We start from the raw sequence: 19,862 nt of genomic DNA, 5'->3' as shown, positions 1-19,862 counted from the left end.
AGATTTCTCTGCCCTTTTTTTATTTCTTCTTGGCCACCATCTTGATCGCCTCGTTGACGATGACGGGGTTGTCTTTCTGGATGTAATAGCCGGCGCCCGTGATGCGCTCGATGGCTGGCGCGCCGGACAGGCGCTGCCAATCTTTTTCCTGGGCCCGCACCACGTTTTCAAACGAGCCCATTTCCTCGATGCCGAACTTGTCGCGCACCAGCAGCATGGCGGGCACGCGCAGCGGGCTGCTCATGTCGACATGTTGCAGGCATTGCGTCTGTGCATCGAATTCCGCCGATTCCGTACTGTTGAACATGAGTTTACGCCGCGTCTTCACGAGCATGGCGTAAGTGGACGCGTCCGTCTGCGTCCGGTTCCATTGCTGCGGGTGCGTGGGATCGAGCAGGACCAGGCCGGCTACGTCCTGCGGGTACAGCTTGGCATATACGTACTGGTACAGTCCGCCCAAGCCATGGCCCACCAGCACATACGGCGGTTTCAGACCCGCTTGTGTCAACAGGGCGCGCTGCTGGGCAGCAATGGTGCAGGGATCGCGCGGCGTGGTGGTTTTGCGGCTGTCGCCGTAGCCGGGACGGTCGTACACGAGTACGCGGTGCTGTTTGCCGGCTTCGGGCACCACCTTGGCCCACACATCCTTGCCGTCGCCCATGGCCGACTGGAACACCACGGGCAAGCCGCCCTGGCCGCTCAGGGTGTAGGCGATGCTGGCGTCGGGCAGGGCAGCCGTGGCGGGCACGCCGGGCGTGGCAGGCGACGACGGCAGCAGGGAACAGCCGGAAAAACAGCCTGCCAGCAGCAAGCCTGCGCTGGAGAGGAGCATGGTGCGCGCGGGGCGGCCAACGAATAAATGATGCATGAATCTCCTTCTTGGTGCAGGGACCGGGGACCGGTATGGCGTTCCAGCCATTATAGGCAAATCGTCACGAAGTGGAAATGCCGAACAGAAACGGATTTCCCGTCCTGTCAGCCGACGTCGGCGCGGTGGCAGACGGCTTCGATGCGGTTGCCGTCCGGATCGAACAAAAAGGCCGCGTAATAGCTGGCGTGATAGTGGCGCAGGCCGGGCGCGCCCAGGTCGATGCCGCCGTGCGCCAGGCCCGCATGCCAGAACGCTTCCACGGCCGCGCGTGAGGGGGCCTTGAAGCAGCAATGGCGGCGCGGCGCGTCGTCGGGCTTCGGCCCCAGGCGCACGGAAAAATAGCTGCGTTCGGGATGTTCGGCATCGCTGCGCTCGCCATAGCCTATCCAGGCGTGGCCATGGTCGCTGCCCACCTTGGGCACGTCCAGCGCGGCGAAGATGGCGTCGTAGAAGCGCTCGGCGCGTTCCAGATCGCTGACGGTGAGGGAGACGTGATCGAGCATGGGCATTCCACTGTAAGAACAAGGACGGCCATAGCATAGCCCGGATCGGGGCAGCCGTGGGCGTGAGTGACCGAGTGATATTGCCAGTGCTTAACTGCCGGTTAAGGGTAGCGGGCGAGCCGGGTCACGATGCTGCGGCTCATCAGCTGCACGCGGGGCGCGAACAGCATCACGGCGCAGAAGGCCACGGGCCAGGCGGCAAAGAACGCATGGCGCCAGCGAGGTAGAAAGTCTGCTTGCAGGCCGATATTGAGCCAGGTGACCCAGGCGCTCATCAGCAGGGTCATGAGCAGCGACATCAGGAAGGCAAATACGCAGCGCAGGCGCAGGGCTTCGGACATGGGGAACTTTCGAAATTGTGAGGATGTGGCAGCGTAACGACTTGCAGCAATCTATACTAGAGCCAAATTTTTAATTTCAAATTCCGAAAATGAAATCATGTTAGATGATCTCGCCCTGTTTGTCGCCATCGTTGAGGCAGGCAGCCTGCATGCGGCGGCCGTCAAGGAAGACTTGCCCGCCGCGACCGTCACGCGCCGGCTGCAAAAGCTGGAAAGCCAGCTGGGCTACCGCTTGCTCAACCGCAGCGCGCGCCGCCTGCAGCCGACGGCGGAAGGCTGGCAATACTACGAGCAATGCCGTCCCCTGGTGCATGCCTTGCGGCAAGCGACGCAGCAGCTCGACGCCAGCCTGTCGGCCGTCTCGGGCAGCATCCGCGTGCTGGCGCCCGTCAACTTCGCCAGCGGCTTGCTGACGCCGGCCTGGGTCAGTTTCATGCAGAAGTATCCGGACATCCGCCTGGAACTGGAACTGTCGAACCTGCTGCAAGACCTGGTGGGCAGCGGCGCCGACCTGGCCATCCGCGTGGGCGCGCTCGACGATTCTTCGCTGATGCAGCGCCGCCTGGGCAGCGCCGCGCTGGTCATGGTGGCCGCGCCCGGCTATCTGGCGCGCGCCGGCGTGCCGCGCGACTTGCAGGAACTGGCGCGACACGAGCTGATCGTGGCCGAGCCGCTGCGCAGCTGGCGCTTGCGGCGGCCTGGCGACGGCGCCGAAATGGTAATCGAACCGCAGGCGCGCCTGCGTGTCAACGAGATGCGCCTGGCCGTGGAGATGGCTGACGCGGGCATCGGTATCCTGCTGTGTCCGCTGCTGCAATGCCGCGACGAAGTGGCCAGTGGCAGCCTGGTGCGCGTCTTGCCCGACTGGATGCCTCAGCCGCGCCACGTGTATGCCGTGTGGACGCAGCGGCGCTACCTGCCGGCCCGCGTGCGTGTGCTGCTGGAACACTTGGCGGCGTTTGCGGCCGGCAATCCATTGTTGAATGAGGAGTGGGGCGTTTAGCTCGCCTGTTGCTGCTCCAGCCACTGTGTGAACTGGCGCAGCGCTGGCGTAAAACCGCGGGCTGGCACGGCACCGGGCCTGGCCTGGGCAAGGAAATAGGCCATTTGCGCTTGCATGGCGGGGTAATGCCGTAGCAGCAGCGCGACATGGTCATCGAGGCTGCCAGGCCAGCAGGGATCGTCATCCTGGCGCACGATGTTGCAGGAACGGATCAGCTTGCGCGACGCTTCGCGCTGCAGGCGGACGATGGCGACAGGGTCTCGCTCGTCATCAAGGCGCTGCGCATAATCGTCCAGCACGCGAACAAAGTCGCCATTCACGGCCAGGGCGATGGCGCGCGAAGGCGCGAACGGCGCAAAGTGCGACGCCAGGTCATCGCCCCACAGGCAGCGGCACTGGTGCTTGAGCCAGTAACCCCAGCTGTACAGGTGCTCCGGTGCCAGCACCTGGGCCCGCTGGCCGATATCGAAATCGATTTTCAGTACTTCCGGGTGGCGCGCCTGCAAGGCCAGGCGCAGCGCTTCCAGCGCGTCGGTCTGCTGCTGCGTGGGAGGATGGCGCAGCACCAGGGTGAGGTCGAGGTCGGATACGCCCGGCGTGGCGTCGCCGCGAGCGACGCTGCCATACAGATATATGCTATCGAGCAAGTTACCGGCTTGCATCGCCACGCTGGCGCAGACGTCCTGCAGCAAGGCGTCGAAATGGCGCTGCAATGGGCCGCAGGGGGAGGGAGCAATGGTCGGCATGCCTGGCGCGAGTACGGTGGAATAAACTTCTACCATAGCATGCGGCGCGCCGGAAATCCTTTCCATTCAGTAATACCGAGCGCTTGTACTTTCCTCCGGGATCGCGTTAAGATAAAGCTTGCTCGCTTATCAAGTGGGCAATCTGGTGTTTTTACGCGCAATTTCGTCCCTATCCATGAGAGTAGCAATGAAATATTTGATCGTTCCCTTCTTGCTGGCCATGACTGGCTGTGAAGTCTTGTATGACGCGAACCGGGACAAGATCGGTGAGTATTGCAACAGCCTCAATAACTTTGACGACCGCAATGCCTGCCGCAAGCGCAACCAGACCAGCTACCAGGAATACGTGCAGCAGCGCGACCAGCTGAAAAAGAAGAACGACAACTAAGCTTGCCGCCGCATACGCCGCATAAAAAACAAACGCCGCTGACCAGTCAGCGGCGTTTTGCTTTGCAGACCCCGGCATTGCGGCCGGGGCTGGATCGTATCAATCGTCGGCGTAGATATTGTTATCCTTCGTTTCCTTGACGAACAGGGTGCCGATGACCACCGTCGCCAGGGCGATGACGATCGGGTACCACAAGCCGTAATAGATATCGCCCTTGAAGGCCACCAGCGCGAAGGCCGTGGTCGGCAGCAAACCGCCGAACCAGCCGTTACCGATATGGTAGGGCAGGGACATCGAGGTGTAACGGATACGGGTCGGGAACATTTCCACCAGCATGGCGGCGATCGGGCCATACACCATGGTCACGTACAGTACCAGGATGAACAGCAGCAATACGACCATCGGCTTGTTGATCTGGTCAGGGTCCGCTTTGGCCGGATAGCCCGCTTCCTTGATGCCGGCGCCGATTTCTTTCTTGAACGCGGCTTCCTTGGCTTTGCTGTCCGCATCGAAATTCAAGCCATCGGCCGTCATGACGGCGTTAAACGAGGTTAATTCCTTGGCACCTATGCGCACTTTTGCCACGCTGCCGGCCGGTGCATCTTCTTTCGTGTAGTTCACCGAGCTGTTCGACAGGAAAGCCGTGGCGATGTCACACGACGATGGGAACTTCTTCTGGCCCGTCAGGTTGAACTGGAAGTGGCAAGAGGCCGGATCTGCCACCACCACCACTGGCGAGTTCTTCAGTGCCGCTTCCAGCTGCGGATTGGCGAAGTGGGTCAGGCCGTTGAAGATCGGGAAGTAGGTCGCCGCGGCGATCAGGCAGCCGCCGAGGATGATGTACTTGCGGCCGATGCGGTCGGACAGGCTGCCGAAGAACAGGAAGAACGGCGTGGCCAGCAGCAGGGCGACGGCGACCAAAACGTTGGCCGTTGCCAGGTCCACTTTCAGGGTCTGGATCATGAAGAACAGGGCGTAGAACTGGCCCGTGTACCAGACGACGGCCTGGCCAGCGGTCAGGCCGATCAGGGCCAGGATGACGATCTTCAGGTTTTTCCACTTGCCGAATGCTTCCGTCAGTGGTGCTTTCGAGGTCTTGCCCTCGGCTTTCATCTTGGAAAACGCTGGCGATTCATTCATGGCCAGGCGGATCCACACGGAAATACCCAGCAGGATGACGGAGACCAGGAAGGGAATGCGCCAGCCCCATGCTTCGAAATCCTTCTCGCCGGTCGCCAGGCGGGTGCCCAAGATGACCATCAGCGACAGGAAGAAGCCCAGGGTAGCCGTCGTTTGTATCCACGCCGTGAACGCGCCGCGCTTGCCTTCAGGCGCGTGCTCGGCCACATAGGTGGCTGCGCCGCCGTATTCGCCGCCCAGTGCAAGGCCTTGCAGGATGCGCAGGATGACGAGGATGATCGGCGCGGCGATGCCGATGGAAGCATGGCCCGGCAGCAAGCCGACGATGAAGGTGGAGCCGCCCATGATCAAAATGGTGATCAGGAAGGTGTACTTGCGTCCGATCATGTCGCCCAGGCGGCCGAAGACCAGCGCGCCGAAGGGACGCACGATGAAGCCGGCGGCAAAGGCCAGCAGGGCGAAAATGAAGGTGGTGGTGGGGTCGCCGATGAAAAATTGCTTGGCGATGATGGAAGCGAGCGAACCGTACAGATAAAAATCGTACCACTCAAAGACGGTGCCGAGCGAAGACGCAAAGATGACCTTGCGTTCTTCAGGCGTGATCGGCGTTCCCTTTGTGGAAAATTTCCGTACGTCGGCCGAGCCGGATGGTGTTGCCATGGTTTGTCTCCCTATGTTTTATAGTGAACTGCTGCCGAGGTCTTTTTGACCATTCTTGCAACAGCTTGGGGCGAGTGTGTTCTCTGAAACTTACGTCATGCTTGCTTGAAACTTACACGAAGCTTACATATTGGCGCTCGCCATAACTTTGCGAACGACCGTACTTAAATGTGCTATTCTGCTTGCTCAGATACCATCATTGACCAATAACATTCCCACAAGGAGACACAGCATGAATGAAGCCGTCATCGTATCGACCGCCCGCACGGGCCTGGCCAAGTCCTGGAAGGGCGCGTTCAACATGACGCACGGCGCCACCCTGGGCGGCCACGTGCTGGCCGCTGCCGTCGAGCGCGCGCGCATCGAGGCGGAGGAAGTGGAAGACGTGCTGGTCGGCTGCGCCTTCCCGGAGGGCGCCACGGGAGGTAACATCGCGCGCCAGGTCGCCTTGCGCGGCGGCTGCCCCGTCACTACGGCCGGCATGACCGTCAACCGTTTCTGCTCGTCGGGCTTGCAGGCCATCGCCCTGGCGGCGCAACGCATCATCGCCGGCGAAGGCGATATCTATGCGGCGGGCGGTGTGGAATCGATTTCCTGCGTGCAAAATGAAATGAATACGCATATGTACCGCGATGTCTGGCTGCAGCAGCACAAGCCGGAAGTGTACTGGCCCATGCTGCAGACGGCCGAAACCGTGGCCAAGCGCTACCAGATTTCGCGCGAGCGCCAGGATGTGTATGGCGCGCAAAGCCAGCAGCGCGCCACCGCGGCCCAGGCGGCCGGCCTGTTCGACGCGGAAATCGTGCCGATGACCACCATCATGGGCGTGGCTGACAAGGCCAGCGGCATGCTGGTGTCGCGCGAGGTGACGATTTCCAGCGATGAAGGCATCCGCGCCGACACGACCTATGAAGGCGTCGCGAAGATCCGTTCCGCCATGCCGGGCGGCGTCATCAGCGCAGGCAACGCCAGCCAGTTTTCCGACGGCGCCTCGATGGCCATCGTCATGAATGCGAAAGTGGCCGAAGCAAAAGGCTTGCAGCCGCTGGGCATCTTCCGCGGTTTTGCCGTGGCCGGCTGCGAACCCGATGAAATGGGCATCGGTCCCGTGTTTGCCATTCCGAAACTGCTGAAAAAGGCGGGCTTGACGGTGGCCGACATCGGCTTGTGGGAACTTAATGAAGCATTTGCCGTACAAGTGCTGTATTGCGCCGACACTCTGGGCATCCCCATGGACCGCCTGAACGTCAATGGCGGGGCGATCGCCGTCGGCCACCCGTACGGCGTGTCGGGTGCGCGTCTGACGGGCCACGCCTTGATCGAGGGCAAGCGCCGCGGCGTCAAATACGTGGTCGTCACGATGTGCATCGGCGGCGGGCAGGGCGCGGCCGGCCTGTTCGAAGTGCTGTAATGTAGATAAAACCCAGTCTGCGGGCGGCTTCCAGGGCCGCCCGTTTGCATTGCCTGCCCTGTTCCTGCAAGCCGGGCCGATAGCGGTTACAGTAATGCTTCGTTTATAAACAAGCAGCCTGCCACCATGATCAAGCACATCGTTTTCTGGAAACTGTTAGACCACGCCGAAGGTGCCGACCGCGCCACGAATGCCTTGAAACTGAAAGCCTTGCTCGATTCCTGCGCCGACCTGGTGCCAGGCATCTTGAAATTCGAGGTAGCCGTGGCCCAGCCGGGCCTGGAAGCCACCTATGACATCGTGCTCTACAGTGAGTTCGCCAGCCGCGCAGCGCTCGATGCCTACCAGAACCATCCCGAGCACGTCAAAATCAAGCCGTTTGTTTGGGCTGTGCGGGAAGCACGGCAATGCATGGATTATGAGATTTAGTCGTTACGCAACAGACTTCGGCCTTCCGCTGACTCTACCAATCGTCAAGGAGCATCATGACCACCTACCAACGCATCGTCCTCGCCTCGCGCCCCACGGCTGAAGTCCAGCCGGATAACTTCCGCCTGGAAACGGCAGAGATTCCCGCCATCACGGAGGGCCAGCTGCTGGTGCGCAACCAGTATCTGTCGCTCGACCCGTACATGCGCGGACGCATGAGTGCGAATAAAAGCTATGCGGCGCCGCAGGCGCTCGATGAAACCATGATAGGCGGCACGGTGGGCGTGGTGCTCGAATCGAAGCATCCGAAGTTCGCCGTGGGCGACACGGTTGTCGGTACCCTGGGCTGGACGGAAGTGGCTGTATCGGACGGCACGATGCTGCGCAAGGTCGACACGACGCATATTCCCGCCTCGGCCTACCTGGGTTCCGTCGGCATGCCCGGCATGACGGCGTGGTATGGCTTGAACCAGATCATGGCGCCGAAAGCGGGCGAAACCGTCGTCGTGTCGGCGGCCAGTGGCGCCGTGGGCAGCGTCGTGGGCCAGCTGGCCAAATTGAAAGGCTGCAGGGTCGTGGGCATCGCTGGCGGGGCGGAGAAATGCGCATATGTCGTCAAGGAACTGGGTTTCGACGCCTGTGTCGACTACAAGGCGGGCAAGCTGGCAGTCGACCTGGCGGCGGCTACACCGGACGGCATCGACGCCATCTTTGAAAACGTGGGCGGCGCCATGTTTGACGCGGCCCTGGCGCGCACCAACGCCTTTGGCCGCGTAGCCCTATGTGGCTGGATCGCTGGCTACAACGGCGAGCCGACGCCAATTGACAATGCGCGCTTCATCCTCACCAACCGCCTGACGATGCGCGGCTTTATCGTTTCGGAGCAAGCGGAATTCTGGCCGCAGGGCTTGACTGAACTGGGTGCCTTGGTGGCGACGGGCAAACTGAAATTCCGCGAATCCGTGGCCGATGGCCTGGCCAGCGCGCCCGACGCCTTCATCGGCCTGTTGAAAGGGCGTAACTTCGGCAAGCAGCTGGTGAAGCTGGACTGACCTTCTTCCCTCAAGGCGGGCCGTGCGACAATTGCGTCCCGTCTTACATTAGCACCTACCATGACCAAGCACACCATCCGCCTCGGCGACTGGGCCACCCTGGGCCTTGACGCCACCGCCATTCGTTTTGAAGTTTTCGTTGATGAACAGAAAGTGCCGGCCGAGATCGAACTCGACGACATGGACGCCGTCTGCCTGCACGCCGTTGCCTATGACGGCTCCGGCAACGCCATCGGCACGGGCAGGCTATTGCCAGACGGCCACATCGGCCGCATGGCCGTGCGCCAGCCGGGCCGTGGTACGGGCGTGGGCGGCGCCATTTTGAGCTTGCTGATGCAAAAGGCCCGCGAACGGGGCGATGCAGCGGTGGTGCTGAATGCGCAAACCGTGGCCGCGCCATTCTATGCGCGCCACGGTTTCGTGCAGCAGGGGGAGGTATTTGAAGAGGCGGGGATTGCGCATGTGGAGATGCGACTGGAGTTTAAGTGAAGTAATGCTGGGGTCAGTCGCTTCGCGATCGGAATGCGTCCCATCGGGACACATTCCCCATCGGGTCTGACCCCGGACTTTAATTCTGCGCGTGCGACTGGCGCCATTTATCCAGAATCACCGCCAGCACGATCACGACACCTTTCGCCACATACTGCCAGAACGACGACAGTCCCAGAATCGTCAAGCCATTGTTCATCACGCCGATGATCAGGGCGCCGATGACGGTGCCCCAGACGGAACCCACGCCGCCCATCAGGCTGGTGCCGCCCAGCACGACGGCCGCGATGGCGTCCAGCTCATAGCCGGTGCCCCAGTTGCCGTTGGCCGCATACAGACGGCTGGCCGACATGGCGCCGCCCAGGCCAGCGAACAGGCCGCTGATCGTGTAGACAAACATCAGCACGAGGCCTACCTTGATGCCCGTCAAACGGGCCGCCTGGATATTGCCGCCGACGGCGTAGATATGCAGGCCCAGCGTCGTCTTGCGCAGGATAAACCAGGTCAGCAGCACGACGGCCGCGGCCAGCCAGATCAGCCAGGGCACGGCCAGGAAGCTGCCGTTGCCCATCCATTCGAAGCTTGGGATTTCCGTGTTCAGCACGCTGGTGCCGTCGGCCAGCAGATAGGCGGCGCCGCGCAGGGCCGTCATGGTGCCCAAAGTCACGACGAAGGGGTTCAGGCCGACGAGGGCCACCAGCACGCCATTCAGCGCGCCCAGCAGCAGGCCGACGATGAGGAAGGTGGGAATCGAGAAGCCGGCAAACTGCGCCGACAGCGACATCAGCATGCCTGCCACAGCCGAGACGGCCAGCACGGAGCCGACCGATAAATCAATGCCGCTGGTGAGAATGACGAAAGTCATGCCAGACGCCAGCACGATATTGATCGACACCTGGCGGAAGATGTTCATGGTGTTATTGCTGGTCATAAAGGTCGACGTGCCGTCGGCCGAGAAATATACGGTCAGGCCGTACATGGCCAGGTACAGCACGACCAGCACGGGCAGCATGCCCAGGCGGCGCATCAGGTTCGAGGCATTGAAGGGTTCGCCGGCGCGCGGGGCGCCGCTGGTGGTAGTCGTTGTCATGGTCAATCTCCTGAATGATTATTCTATTGCGTACTCTTACGCCGCTTCCAGCTGCGTGGCATAGGCGAGGATGTTTTCCTGCGTGATGTCGTCGCCCGTCACTTCGCCCGTCAAACGTCCTTCGCACATCACCATCACGCGGTCGCAAATGCCGACCAGCTCGGCCAGTTCGCTGGAAATGCACAGTACGGCCGTACCCGCATCCGCCAACTGGTGGATGATCTTGTAAATTTCGCTCTTCGCGCCCACGTCCACGCCCCGCGTCGGCTCGTCGAGGATGAGCACTTTCGGCGCGATGGCCAGCCACCGTGCCAGCAAGACTTTCTGCTGGTTGCCGCCGGATAATCCCCCCACGATGCCGTCCGGTCCCGAGACCTTGACGTTGAGGTTGGCGATCGCCTCGCGCGTGAGCTGGGTCAGGGCGCCACGGTTCACCACGCCCGCCGTGGAATGCTTAGCAAGAATATTCATCGACATGTTTTCCATGGCCGACAATTGCATGAACAAGCCCAGGCTCTTGCGGTCTTCCGGCAGGTAGCCGATGCCGTGGCGTATCGCCGTCAGCGGCCGGTGGATATGTACTTCCTGGCCGTCGAGCCACACTTGCCCCGATTGCTTCTTGTCAGCGCCAAAGATCAAACGCGCCAGTTCCGTGCGGCCCGCGCCGACCAGGCCGGCCAGGCCCGTCACTTCGCCCGCATGCAGGGCAAACGAGGCGGGCTTGACCTTGCCACCGCCCACGCTTTCCACGCGCAGGCGCTCGGCGCCACGCGTGGTGCGGCGCTGGTGCGAATAAAAGTCGTCGGCGGGGCGCCCCACCATCATTTGCACGACTTTCTTTTGATCCAGTTCATCCTTGCCCAGCTCGCCCACATAGGCGCCGTCGCGCAGCACCGTGATGCGGCGCGCCAGGCGCTCCACCTCGGCCATGCGGTGGCTGATGTAGAGCACGGCCAGGCCCTTGTCGCGCTGTTCTTCGATGATGCGGAACAATTGTTCGGTTTCCCGGTCGGACAGGGCGGCAGTGGGCTCGTCCATGATCAGGATGCGGCTTTCATGCACGAGGGCGCGGGCGATTTCCACCTGCTGCTGCTCGGCGATCGACAGGGTCGACACCATGGTGTCCGCGTCGAAGCGGGAACCGAGGTCGGCCAGGATGGCGTTGGTGCGCGCGCGCATTTCGCCGCCCTTGACGGTCCAGAACGGTCCTTGCGGTTCGCTGCCCATGAAGACGTTCTGCGCCACCGTCATGTTCTTGGCCACGCTCAATTCCTGGTAAATCAGGTTAATGCCCAGCGCGCGCGCCTCGCCCGGATTACGGATCTTGATCGGCTTGCCGTCGAGAATGATTTCGCCCGCATCGGGGGTGTACACGCCGGACAAAATCTTCATCAGGGTGCTCTTGCCGGCGCCGTTTTCGCCCATCACGGCATGGATTTCGCCGCTGCGCACCGTCAGGTGCACGCCGCGCAGCGCGCGCGTGGCGCCAAAGCGCTTCTCGATGCCGCGCATTTCAAAAATAATATCGTCGCTCATGACTGTCCTTCCTTGCTTGTGAAACTGGCGCCGCCTGCCCGCAAGCTGGCGGCGCCTCGTGGTTCAGGTCAGGCAGATCAGTTCTTTACCCAGCCCGCGTAGGTGGCGACGTTTTCCTTGGTGATGGCCGGGGTCGGCAACAGCACCATGGTTTGCTTCGGCGTGCGGCCATTCATGATGTCGTAGCCCATCTGCACGGCGTCCGTGGCCATGCGGTAGGGGTTTTGCGCCGAGGTGGCGGCAAACAGGCCGGCCTTGTTCTTCAGGGCGTTCTGGCCATCGGGCGCGCCATCGACGGCCGTGATCAGTTTCACGTCCGTGCGCTTCGATTGCTTGATCGCCAGTTCGGCGCCGATGCCCGTCGGGTCATTGATGGCGAATACGCCGTCGATCTTCGGATAGGCCGTCAGCAAATTCGACATCACGGTCATGCCGCCGTCGCGGCTGCCGCCCGCGTTCTGGTTGTCGGACAGGATCTTGATATCCTTGAACGCGGCCAGGGTTTTCTTGCAGCCGTTGACGCGGTCGATCACGGACGTGACCGGCGGGCCGTTGAGGATCACGACATTGCCCTTGCCGCCGATCTGCTTGGCCAGGTAGGCGCACGACACGTCGCCCGCCATGGTGTTGTCGGACATCACGGTGGCCGAAGCGCCCACGGCGCCCACGTCGACGGCGATCACGACCACACCCGCATTGCGTGCTTTCTTGATGGCCGGGGCGATGCCCTTGGAATCGACGGCATTCAGGATGATGATGTCGGTTTTGTTGGCAATAAAGTTTTCAATCTGGTCCACCTGGGTGTTCAGGTCATACTTGCTGGAAACAGTGGTGACTTTCACGCCAGGGCCGCCCAGCTTTTTCGCGCTTTCTTCCGCGCCACGCCCGATGGCGACAAAAAACGGGTTGGCCAGGTCGCCCACGCTCACGCCGATGGATTTCAGCGGTTTATCGGCAGCGAAGGCGCCGCAGGCGGCGGACAGCAGCAGGGTGGCGGTAATGACTTTTTTCATGAAGATCTCCAAGAGTTTTTATTGTGAAAAGCGACTGGTGCTACGGGTGAAAACTGATTGCATGCGTTATTGATTGCGTAACTTTTCGATCATGGCGTCCAGCTTGCCCGCATCGACGGCAAAGCCGCGGATGCCTTCGGCCAGCTTTTCGGTCGCCATCGCATCGTCGTTCAAGGCGTAGCGGAAAGCCGCTTCGTCATACGTGATGGCCGGCTGCGCCGCGCCCAAGTCGCCGCCCAGCGCGCGCTCGAATGGTGCGTTGGACGCTTCCAGCTTGGCCAGCAGGTCTGGGCTGATGGTCAGCAAGTCGCAGCCGGACAGGGCCGTGATCTGTCCCACGTTGCGGAAGCTGGCGCCCATCACTTGCGTGGCGATGCCATGTTGTTTGTAGTAATTGAAGATGCGCGTGACCGACTGTACACCTGGATCGTTGGACAGGCTGCGCGCCGCTTCGTCCCATGCCGCGCCCAGGGATTTCTTGTGCCAGTCGTAGATGCGGCCCACGAACGGCGAAATCAGGCGCACTTTCGCGTCGGCGCAGGCGACGGCCTGGCAAAATGCAAACAGCAGGGTCAGGTTGCAAAAGATGCCATCTTTTTCCAGTTCACGGGCCGCCTGGATGCCTTCCCAGGTGGCGGCGATCTTGATCAGCACGCGCTCGCGCTGGACGCCCGCTTGTTCGTACAGGGCGATCAGGCGGCGCGCCCGGGCCACGGTGGCTGCGCGGTCAAAGCTCAAGCGGGCATCGACTTCCGTCGACACGCGGCCCGGCACCACTTTCAAAATTTCCAGGCCGAAGCGCACCAGCACCTGGTCGACGATATCGTCCAGCGAGGCGGATTTATGCGCGGCAACCGTGCTTTCCAGCAAGGGCGCGTAATCGGGCTGCAGCACAGCTTTCAGGATCAGCGACGGGTTGGTGGTCGCGTCTTGTGGCGCGAAACGGGCCAATTGCAAAAAGTCACCCGTGTCGGCGACGACGGTACTGGTTTGCTTCAATTGTTGCAGCTGATTCATTACTATTCCTTATCACTGAGTTGGTGCAAGGCTTGCACGGCGGGAAACAGGCTACGGTAGCGACCGTAGCGGATGCTCAAGGCTGCGCTGTGCGCGGCATCGGGCAGGAAAGTGTTTTTGATGGGCAAGCCCTGCGCCAGCAGGCTGGTGTCGCCGATGGCGGCAAAGCCCAGCTTGGCCGCGCCCAGGCTGGCCGACAGTTCGCTGTTGTGCAGGGTGCGCATTTCGCGTCCCAGCACATTGGCCAGCAATTGCGCCCAGTACTGGCTGCGCGCGCCGCCGCCCACCAGCATGCAGTGGGGAACGACGGCGCCCGTCGATGTCACTGCCGCCATGGCATCGCGCAAGGCAAAGGCCACGCCTTCGAGCACGGCATAACCGAGCTGGGCCGGCGTGCTGTCGTGGCCCAGCTGCAAAAAGGCGCCGCGCACCTGCGGGTCATTATGCGGCGTGCGCTCGCCCGACAGGTAGGGCAGGAACAGCGGTGCGGATGGCGCGACAGCTGTGTCGAGCGGCAAGCCCGCTTCCACCAGCGCCAGCAAGGCTGCCTCGTCGGGCTGGCCCAGCACGCCAGTCGCCCAGCGCAAGCAGCTGGCGCCGGACAAAATCGCCCCCATGGCGTACCAGCGACCGGGCAGGGCGTGGCAAAAGCTGTGCACGCCGCCGGCCGGGTTGCCCAAAGGCGCTTCGGTGACGGAAACGATGGCGGCGCTGGTGCCCAGCGAAATAAAACTGTCGCCGCCGTTGACGGCGCCGATGCCGACGGCCGAGACAGGATTGTCGCCGCCGCCACCCGCCACCACCACGTCCATGGGCAAGCCCAGCTGGTCGGCGATGGCGGCCAGCACGGTGCCGGTCGCGGCATCGCCTTCAGCCAGGGCCGGCATCTGTTCCGGCGCCAGGCCGCAGGCGGCCAGCATGGGGGCGTACCAGGCGCGCTTGGCCTCGTCCAGCCACAGGGTGCCGGCCGCGTCGGACATGTCCGTCAGTTTGATCCCCGTCAAACGCAGACGCAAATAGTCTTTTGGCGACAGCAGGCAGGCGATGGCGGCGAAAGCGTCAGGCTCGTGCGTTTGCAGCCACAGCAGTTTTGGCGCCGTCAGGCCCGCCATGGGCAGGCTGCCCGTCACGTCCGCGTAGGCGGGAAAGTCGCGCGCCAGGGCGGCCGCTTCGGCCTCGGCGCGCGCATCGTTCCACAGGATGGCGGGACGGATCACGGCATCGTCAAGGTCGAGCAGCACGGCGCCATGCATCTGGCCCGACAGGCCGATGCAAACGATGCGCGCGTATTCCTGCGGCCAGCCGGCGCGCAGCTGGCCCAGCGCGTTGACACAGGCGGCCCACCAATCCTGCGGCGCTTGTTCGGACCAGCCCGGCTGCGGGCGGCTCACGTCCAGGCGGACGGAAGCCTGGCCGCGCACGCTGCCTGTGCTGTCCATCAGCACGGTTTTCAGTTCGGAGGTACCGAGGTCGATACCGAGGGAAATCGCTGGATGCATATTGGATTACTGTAAAAGGTCAGGGGCAGCCGCAGGAATTGCGCACGCGCAGGGCCGGCGACAAGCGCTGCACATACTGGGCGCGGCCCGGGTTGGCGATGCGGTCGATCAACAGGTCGACGGCCATGGCGCCCAGCTCTTCGAGCGGCTGCGCCATCACGGTCAGGCGGGGGCTGAAATAATCGGCCCAGTCGAAATCATCGAAGCCGGCCAGCGCGACGTCTTGCGGTACCGCAATGTGGGCGTCACGCAAGGCGTGCATGGTGCCGATGGTCATCAGGTTATTGCCGGCCACGATGGCCGTGGGCCGCTTTGACAGTGCCAGCAGTTCCAGAGTGGCCGTGCCGCTGCGCTCCAGGTTCGAGTCGCCCGAGCGCAGCAGCTCTGCGTCAAAGTCGATATTGGCGCGCTGCAAGGCCAGGCGGTAGCCTGCGATACGCTCGTCCGTCGTGGACAGGCCGGGCGCGCCGGCAATGAAACCGATGCGGCGGTGGCCGTGGGCCAGGATCAGGTGGCTGACCAGCTGGGCCGTCGCCTCGGTGTTTTCCACGCCCACCTGGTCGAACGGTTGTGGCGACATGCGGTCGACCAGCACGGAAGCGATCTTGTTGCTGGTCAAATAGTCGAGTGCGCGGTTGTGCGGATCGCCCGAGGGCGCCAGTACGATGCCGTCGACCCGGCGCTGGTGCAAGTTCTGCACCACTTTGAGTTCCTGTTCGGGATCGTCATGCGTGTCGGAAAACAGCATCATCAAGCCGTGGCGCGTGCAGGCCGCCTCGATGGCGCGCACGGTTTCGCTGAAGTAATGATTGGTGAAGGCGGAAATGGCCACGCCGATGGTGCCCGACGAGGAGCCGGCCAGGGCGCGCGCCAGCATGTTCGGCACATAGCCGATCTGCTGCATGGCCGCGTTGACGGCGGCGACGGTTTTCGGGCTGACCTTGCGGGTGCCGTTGACTACGTGAGAGACGGTCGACAGCGATACGTCCGCCGCCCGCGCTACATCTTCCATGGTGGCCATGGTGTCTCCTGATGGTTTTTTTATTATTGTGTACTGCGATTGGGTGCGGCTGTGTCGCCGCGTTTGAATCTATCGTAAACAAAAGAAAGCGCTTGCGCAAGCGCTTTCTTTTTTGTGCGGACGCATGCCGAGTGGCTTTTCGATGAAGACAAGGAGAAGCGTGCGTCGGTCGGATTAGCGCGCCGCAGGCGCGCGTAATCCGACGCCTGGGATGGCGGTGATGTTGGTTGAGTGTGGTGGTGGTGTCGGCTTACGCGCTTGCGCGCTAACCCGACCTATCCCGACCTGCGCCTCATCAAGATGGCAAGGTTGCGTTATTGAATCACCAGCTCATGCAATTCGCCGGGGGAATCCGGGAACAGTTTCACGACGGTGGAAGTGCGCGTGCCATAGCCCGGCGTTTCGATGCAGACGGCGGACAGCACGCGCTCAAGGTCGAGCGGTACGCCAGTGTCCGGCAAGCGGAAGTCGGGCGCGCGCGTGGTATCGGCCAGCATGTCGAAATACGCGTCGTCGGGCGCGCCCTGGCACAGCAGGCTGGCAAACTGGGCTTTGGTCTTCAAGACTTTCGGCCACGGCGCGTCCAGCAGGGCGTTCGACAAGCCGTAGATGCCCGGTTCCAACGGTTGGCCATTGCGTGCATCGCCATCGCCCCGGTTGGAAAACCAGATCAGCGTATGCGCGTCGCCCAGTACCAGATTGAAACCGTTGTAGGCTTTGCATCCGGGGCGGATTTGCGCGATGTAGTCTTGCGGTGACATATTTCCGGCCAGATAGTCGGCCACCAGGGCGCCGCGCGAGGGGGCGTCCGGGTTGCGGTCTTGCGGACTGCGGATATTGGTGATGGCGGCAAAGCGCGAACTGCCGCTGCCGGCCTGCGTGATGCCCATCCAGCTGCCGCCCGCCTGCAGATCGCGGCCCGCATACACTTGCGGGTGCTCGGGCCAGGCGCCGGCGGGGGCGCTGGCGCGTTCATAGAATTCGTCGCGGTTGGCGGCGGCAATCAGCGGGATGTGCGGATTGACTTTCCAGGCAAAAACGATCAGGCACATGGAGGCAAATCCATGAACACTTCCGTATGGCGCGCGCCTGCCGTCAGGGCCAGCAAGCCCGCCTCGTCGGCGGCTGCGGCCAGCAGTTCGGCGAAACCTTCGCCGACGACGGGATAGATTTCCATCCACGTCTGCAAGCCGTCCTTCACTTCCGGACGGCGCTTGAGTTGCGGCGACACGCCGGAGGCGGCCGCCAGCTTTGCCTGCAAGGAGCGGACCCGCGCTTCCAGCGCCTGGGCGTGCTCTTCCTTGACCTGATAATAAATGTACAAATCTTTCATGGCATTCTCACAAGTCGAGTGCGTCGAGCACGTAAGGCATGGGCAGGAACTGCACGTGAGCGCCCAGGGCCGAACCGTAGCGCACGGCGCCGGCTGCGCTTGAACCTTCCGCTATCGCCCCCAACTTCATTTCAACGAGGGCGTCGATGCCGCCGGCACCGTTGGGCGCGGCGTTGACGAGCATGCCGCAAGGCTGGTCCGGGTCGCTGGTGGCGAACAGTTCGCCACCGGCCACTGCCGCTGCGTCAGCGATGCTGACGAGGGTGGTACGGCGCTTGAGCTTGCCCAGATACTGGCTGCGCGCGACGATTTCCTGGCCCGGGTAGCAGCCTTTCTTGAAATTGACGCCGCCCAGCAGCTCGAAATTGACCATTTGCGGCACGAATTGCTCTTGCGTGGAGGCCGTGATCTGCGGGATGCCCGCATGGATTTCCGACAATTGCCAGGCGTCATTACCGCCCTTGGCCAGTTGTTCGGTCAACTGTGGCCACAGCTCGCGCGCCGTGGCGGCGGACGTCAGCCATTCATAGCGGGCGCTGCCAAAGGCATCGGCCACGCGCAGCAGGGTGCCCAGAGTGTGGTCCACTTTGCTGAACGGCGTGGCGGGCAGTACGGGGAAGCAGGCGGACAGGGTGGCGCTGGCCTTTAGTCCACCCAGGCCCAGGATGACCTGGTTCGCTTCATCAAAGGACGCATCGTGCAGCTTGGCCTTGGCGCGCAGCACGAACATTTGCAAGCGCTTCTGGATGGCTGGCTGTATGGCGCGCGGCAATTGCAGATAAATGGTGGTGGCATTGCGCCACATCAGGAAACTGGCAAGCATCCTGCCCTTGGGCGTGCAATAGCCGGCCAGGCGCACTTGCTCCCGGTCCAGGTGTTCCACATCGTTGGTCAGCTGGCCGTGCAGGAAACTGGCTGCCTCGTCGCCGGTCAAGCCGATCAAGCCCTGGTCCGTGATGGCCGCGACAAAACCTTCTTGCAGCTGGGACACTGTCAGGGACTGGCCAAAATCGGCGATGGGGTAGACGTTGGTGGCGACGCTGGTGACAAGAGCGGTGCTGTCAGGCGCGCCATCGATGACAACGGGGCGGGCGCCTTGTGCAGTTAAAAATTGATTCCAGTTATTCATAATTTCCATTAGATCAGCGATTAAGCATTATCATTACGGGTTCATTATAGTGATGTCGCGCAGATTGCGTCGGCAGCGGCAAGAATGCCAGTGTTGGCGCCGCTTTGCGCGTACTTGCTTCACAAATGAACGATCATAACAAGCGCGCGCTGCCCGGTAGCGCCCGCATCACAAGAATCGGAACAATGGCTTTCTTTAAAAAACTTGTAGTCAGTTCGCTCATCGCCGCCATCGGCGCCGGGGGTACTTTTGTGTACTGGGCGCAGCAACCCATCACCACGGAAGGCGAAGCGATCCCGTTTACGATCATGCCGGGCAGTGGCGCGCATGCGGCCGGCCAGCAGATTGCGGACGCGGGCGTGCCCATCGTGCCCATCCTGTTCAACTTGCTGGCGCGTATCGAAGGCAAGACCTCGAAGATCAAGGCCGGTTCCTACGAGCTGAAGCCTGGCACGACACCGCAGCGTCTGATCACGCAGCTGGCGCGCGGTGAATTCGCGCAAGAATCGCTGACCATCATCGAAGGCTGGACTTTCAAGCAGATGCGCCAGGCGATGGCCAGTCATCCCGGCCTCAAGCACGATACCGTGGGCCTGTCCGACAAGGAGTTGATGGCGAAAATCAGTCCCGAATTTGTGCTGCCGGAAGGCCTGTTCTTCCCGGATACCTATCTGTTTGCCAAGGGCGCCAGCGAAATGCAGATTTTCAAGCAGGCGCACACGGCCATGATAGGTCGTTTGTCCGAGGCGTGGTTCAAGCGCGATCCCGCCTTGCCCTATAAAAACCCGTACGAGGCGCTGATCATGGCTTCCATCGTGGAAAAGGAAACGGGACAAAAGTCCGAACGTGCCATGATCGCCGGCGTCTTCGTCAACCGCCTGAAGACCGGCATGCTGCTTCAGACGGACCCGACCGTAATCTATGGCATGGGCGACAACTACCAGGGCAAGATCCGCAAACGCGACCTGGAAGCGGACACCCCGTACAATACCTACACGCGCGGCGGCTTGCCGCCCACGCCGATCGCGCTGGCTGGCGCGCAATCGCTGACGGCGGCGCTGGCGCCGGCCCGCACGCAGGCGCTGTATTTCGTGGCGCGCGGCGACGGCACCAGTCAGTTCTCGGCCAACTTGCCCGACCATAACCGCGCCGTGAACCAGTACCAGCGGTAATTTCACCTGATTAAGTAAG

The 19,862-nt window shown here is 62.3% G+C and carries 21 protein-coding genes; 7 read left to right on the top strand and 14 right to left on the bottom strand.

Features of this window, described 5'->3' with window-relative positions; translation table 11 throughout:
• Window positions 1–19 precede the first annotated feature (19 nt).
• The 3 genes from CLU92_RS07715 to CLU92_RS07705 form a co-directional block, all read right to left on the bottom strand.
• On the bottom strand, window positions 20–868 hold the full coding sequence (locus CLU92_RS07715; RefSeq protein ID WP_166674778.1) for an alpha/beta fold hydrolase: 849 nt from the start codon (window positions 866–868) through the stop codon (window positions 20–22).
• Window positions 869–975: 107 nt separating this feature from the next.
• Window positions 976–1,380 carry a VOC family protein gene (locus CLU92_RS07710; protein WP_208327717.1) on the bottom strand — a complete coding sequence of 135 codons (405 nt, stop codon included), beginning with the start codon at window positions 1,378–1,380 and terminating at the stop codon, window positions 976–978.
• A 95-nt stretch (window positions 1,381–1,475) separates the two neighbouring features.
• Entirely contained in the window at window positions 1,476–1,715 is a 240-nt protein-coding gene (locus CLU92_RS07705) for a DUF2798 domain-containing protein (RefSeq protein ID WP_101481393.1), read from the bottom strand.
• A 97-nt stretch (window positions 1,716–1,812) separates the two neighbouring features.
• On the opposite strand from CLU92_RS07705, the gene CLU92_RS07700 reads away from it, so the two are divergent.
• Entirely contained in the window at window positions 1,813–2,718 is a 906-nt protein-coding gene (locus CLU92_RS07700) for a LysR family transcriptional regulator (RefSeq protein WP_101481392.1), read from the top strand.
• Here CLU92_RS07700 and CLU92_RS07695 read toward each other — a convergent pair.
• Complete coding sequence (locus CLU92_RS07695) at window positions 2,715–3,464, bottom strand: nucleotidyltransferase domain-containing protein (RefSeq protein WP_101484553.1); 750 nt, start codon at window positions 3,462–3,464, stop codon at window positions 2,715–2,717. The genes CLU92_RS07700 and CLU92_RS07695 overlap by 4 nt on opposite strands.
• A 187-nt stretch (window positions 3,465–3,651) precedes the next feature.
• On the opposite strand from CLU92_RS07695, the gene CLU92_RS07690 reads away from it, so the two are divergent.
• Entirely contained in the window at window positions 3,652–3,852 is a 201-nt protein-coding gene (locus tag CLU92_RS07690) for a hypothetical protein (protein WP_101481391.1), read from the top strand.
• Between the two features lie 99 nt (window positions 3,853–3,951).
• On the opposite strand, the gene CLU92_RS07685 is transcribed toward CLU92_RS07690, so the two are convergent.
• A complete protein-coding gene (locus CLU92_RS07685; RefSeq protein WP_101481390.1) occupies window positions 3,952–5,652 on the bottom strand; it encodes an MFS transporter in 1,701 nt (566 codons plus the stop codon).
• Window positions 5,653–5,884: 232 nt separating this feature from the next.
• On the opposite strand from CLU92_RS07685, the gene CLU92_RS07680 reads away from it, so the two are divergent.
• The 4 genes from CLU92_RS07680 to CLU92_RS07665 all read left to right on the top strand — a co-directional run bounded on the left by CLU92_RS07680 (window position 5,885) and on the right by CLU92_RS07665 (window position 9,033).
• Window positions 5,885–7,063, top strand: a complete 1,179-nt coding sequence (locus CLU92_RS07680; RefSeq protein ID WP_101481389.1) for an acetyl-CoA C-acyltransferase — start codon at window positions 5,885–5,887, stop codon at window positions 7,061–7,063.
• A 126-nt stretch (window positions 7,064–7,189) separates the two neighbouring features.
• Entirely contained in the window at window positions 7,190–7,492 is a 303-nt protein-coding gene (locus CLU92_RS07675) for a Dabb family protein (protein WP_101481388.1), read from the top strand.
• Between the two features lie 56 nt (window positions 7,493–7,548).
• A complete protein-coding gene (locus tag CLU92_RS07670; protein WP_373917611.1) occupies window positions 7,549–8,544 on the top strand; it encodes an NADP-dependent oxidoreductase in 996 nt (331 codons plus the stop codon).
• Between the two features lie 60 nt (window positions 8,545–8,604).
• Window positions 8,605–9,033: a GNAT family N-acetyltransferase gene (locus CLU92_RS07665; protein ID WP_101481386.1), complete on the top strand. Its 429-nt coding sequence runs from the start codon at window positions 8,605–8,607 to the stop codon at window positions 9,031–9,033.
• A 79-nt stretch (window positions 9,034–9,112) separates the two neighbouring features.
• Here the strand turns inward: CLU92_RS07665 and CLU92_RS07660 are convergent, their stop codons facing one another.
• The 9 genes from CLU92_RS07660 to CLU92_RS07620 form a co-directional block, all read right to left on the bottom strand.
• Window positions 9,113–10,123 (bottom strand): ribose ABC transporter permease, encoded by a 1,011-nt coding sequence (locus tag CLU92_RS07660; RefSeq protein WP_101481385.1) that lies wholly within the window; start codon window positions 10,121–10,123, stop codon window positions 9,113–9,115.
• Window positions 10,124–10,159: 36 nt separating this feature from the next.
• Complete coding sequence (locus CLU92_RS07655) at window positions 10,160–11,659, bottom strand: sugar ABC transporter ATP-binding protein (protein ID WP_101481384.1); 1,500 nt, start codon at window positions 11,657–11,659, stop codon at window positions 10,160–10,162.
• Between the two features lie 77 nt (window positions 11,660–11,736).
• Entirely contained in the window at window positions 11,737–12,672 is a 936-nt protein-coding gene (locus CLU92_RS07650; protein ID WP_101481383.1) for an ABC transporter substrate-binding protein, read from the bottom strand.
• A gap of 66 nt (window positions 12,673–12,738) precedes the next feature.
• Window positions 12,739–13,689 carry a transaldolase gene (gene tal, locus CLU92_RS07645; RefSeq protein WP_101481382.1) on the bottom strand — a complete coding sequence of 317 codons (951 nt, stop codon included), beginning with the start codon at window positions 13,687–13,689 and terminating at the stop codon, window positions 12,739–12,741.
• A gap of 2 nt (window positions 13,690–13,691) precedes the next feature.
• Window positions 13,692–15,176, bottom strand: a complete 1,485-nt coding sequence (gene xylB, locus CLU92_RS07640) for a xylulokinase (protein WP_218973486.1) — start codon at window positions 15,174–15,176, stop codon at window positions 13,692–13,694.
• Between the two features lie 31 nt (window positions 15,177–15,207).
• Entirely contained in the window at window positions 15,208–16,209 is a 1,002-nt protein-coding gene (locus CLU92_RS07635) for a LacI family DNA-binding transcriptional regulator (protein ID WP_101481380.1), read from the bottom strand.
• A 314-nt stretch (window positions 16,210–16,523) separates the two neighbouring features.
• Entirely contained in the window at window positions 16,524–17,261 is a 738-nt protein-coding gene (locus tag CLU92_RS07630) for an NRDE family protein (RefSeq protein WP_101481379.1), read from the bottom strand.
• The gene (locus CLU92_RS07625; protein ID WP_101481378.1) at window positions 17,252–17,542 is read right to left on the bottom strand and encodes a DUF4936 family protein; all 291 of its coding nucleotides are present in this window, start codon (window positions 17,540–17,542) and stop codon (window positions 17,252–17,254) included. Before CLU92_RS07625 ends, CLU92_RS07630 begins: the two co-directional genes overlap by 10 nt.
• 7 nt (window positions 17,543–17,549) lie before the next feature.
• A complete protein-coding gene (locus CLU92_RS07620) occupies window positions 17,550–18,680 on the bottom strand; it encodes a folate-binding protein YgfZ (RefSeq protein ID WP_101481377.1) in 1,131 nt (376 codons plus the stop codon).
• 176 nt (window positions 18,681–18,856) lie between these two features.
• On the opposite strand from CLU92_RS07620, the gene mltG reads away from it, so the two are divergent.
• Entirely contained in the window at window positions 18,857–19,843 is a 987-nt protein-coding gene (mltG, locus tag CLU92_RS07615; protein ID WP_101481376.1) for an endolytic transglycosylase MltG, read from the top strand.
• The last annotated feature ends 19 nt before the right edge of the window (window positions 19,844–19,862 follow it).

This window comes from Janthinobacterium sp. 61 (genome assembly GCF_002846335.1).
Classification (GTDB): domain Bacteria; phylum Pseudomonadota; class Gammaproteobacteria; order Burkholderiales; family Burkholderiaceae_D; genus Janthinobacterium.
The sequence above is the reverse complement of the archived record's forward strand: the minus strand, read 5'-3'. Positions and strand labels throughout refer to the sequence as shown.

What these genes read in the sequence shown, in the direction of transcription:
- CLU92_RS07715 (WP_166674778.1), bottom strand. Translation starts at nt 868, where the DNA reads ATGCATCATTTATTCGTTGGCCGCCCCGCGCGCACCATGCTCCTCTCC.
- CLU92_RS07710 (WP_208327717.1), bottom strand. Translation starts at nt 1,380, where the DNA reads ATGCCCATGCTCGATCACGTCTCCCTCACCGTCAGCGATCTGGAACGC.
- CLU92_RS07705 (WP_101481393.1), bottom strand. Translation starts at nt 1,715, where the DNA reads ATGTCCGAAGCCCTGCGCCTGCGCTGCGTATTTGCCTTCCTGATGTCG.
- CLU92_RS07700 (WP_101481392.1), top strand. Translation starts at nt 1,813, where the DNA reads ATGTTAGATGATCTCGCCCTGTTTGTCGCCATCGTTGAGGCAGGCAGC.
- CLU92_RS07695 (WP_101484553.1), bottom strand. Translation starts at nt 3,464, where the DNA reads ATGCCGACCATTGCTCCCTCCCCCTGCGGCCCATTGCAGCGCCATTTC.
- CLU92_RS07690 (WP_101481391.1), top strand. Translation starts at nt 3,652, where the DNA reads ATGAAATATTTGATCGTTCCCTTCTTGCTGGCCATGACTGGCTGTGAA.
- CLU92_RS07685 (WP_101481390.1), bottom strand. Translation starts at nt 5,652, where the DNA reads ATGGCAACACCATCCGGCTCGGCCGACGTACGGAAATTTTCCACAAAG.
- CLU92_RS07680 (WP_101481389.1), top strand. Translation starts at nt 5,885, where the DNA reads ATGAATGAAGCCGTCATCGTATCGACCGCCCGCACGGGCCTGGCCAAG.
- CLU92_RS07675 (WP_101481388.1), top strand. Translation starts at nt 7,190, where the DNA reads ATGATCAAGCACATCGTTTTCTGGAAACTGTTAGACCACGCCGAAGGT.
- CLU92_RS07670 (WP_373917611.1), top strand. Translation starts at nt 7,549, where the DNA reads ATGACCACCTACCAACGCATCGTCCTCGCCTCGCGCCCCACGGCTGAA.
- CLU92_RS07665 (WP_101481386.1), top strand. Translation starts at nt 8,605, where the DNA reads ATGACCAAGCACACCATCCGCCTCGGCGACTGGGCCACCCTGGGCCTT.
- CLU92_RS07660 (WP_101481385.1), bottom strand. Translation starts at nt 10,123, where the DNA reads ATGACAACGACTACCACCAGCGGCGCCCCGCGCGCCGGCGAACCCTTC.
- CLU92_RS07655 (WP_101481384.1), bottom strand. Translation starts at nt 11,659, where the DNA reads ATGAGCGACGATATTATTTTTGAAATGCGCGGCATCGAGAAGCGCTTT.
- CLU92_RS07650 (WP_101481383.1), bottom strand. Translation starts at nt 12,672, where the DNA reads ATGAAAAAAGTCATTACCGCCACCCTGCTGCTGTCCGCCGCCTGCGGC.
- tal (WP_101481382.1), bottom strand. Translation starts at nt 13,689, where the DNA reads ATGAATCAGCTGCAACAATTGAAGCAAACCAGTACCGTCGTCGCCGAC.
- CLU92_RS07635 (WP_101481380.1), bottom strand. Translation starts at nt 16,209, where the DNA reads ATGGCCACCATGGAAGATGTAGCGCGGGCGGCGGACGTATCGCTGTCG.
- CLU92_RS07630 (WP_101481379.1), bottom strand. Translation starts at nt 17,261, where the DNA reads ATGTGCCTGATCGTTTTTGCCTGGAAAGTCAATCCGCACATCCCGCTG.
- CLU92_RS07625 (WP_101481378.1), bottom strand. Translation starts at nt 17,542, where the DNA reads ATGAAAGATTTGTACATTTATTATCAGGTCAAGGAAGAGCACGCCCAG.
- CLU92_RS07620 (WP_101481377.1), bottom strand. Translation starts at nt 18,680, where the DNA reads ATGGAAATTATGAATAACTGGAATCAATTTTTAACTGCACAAGGCGCC.
- mltG (WP_101481376.1), top strand. Translation starts at nt 18,857, where the DNA reads ATGGCTTTCTTTAAAAAACTTGTAGTCAGTTCGCTCATCGCCGCCATC.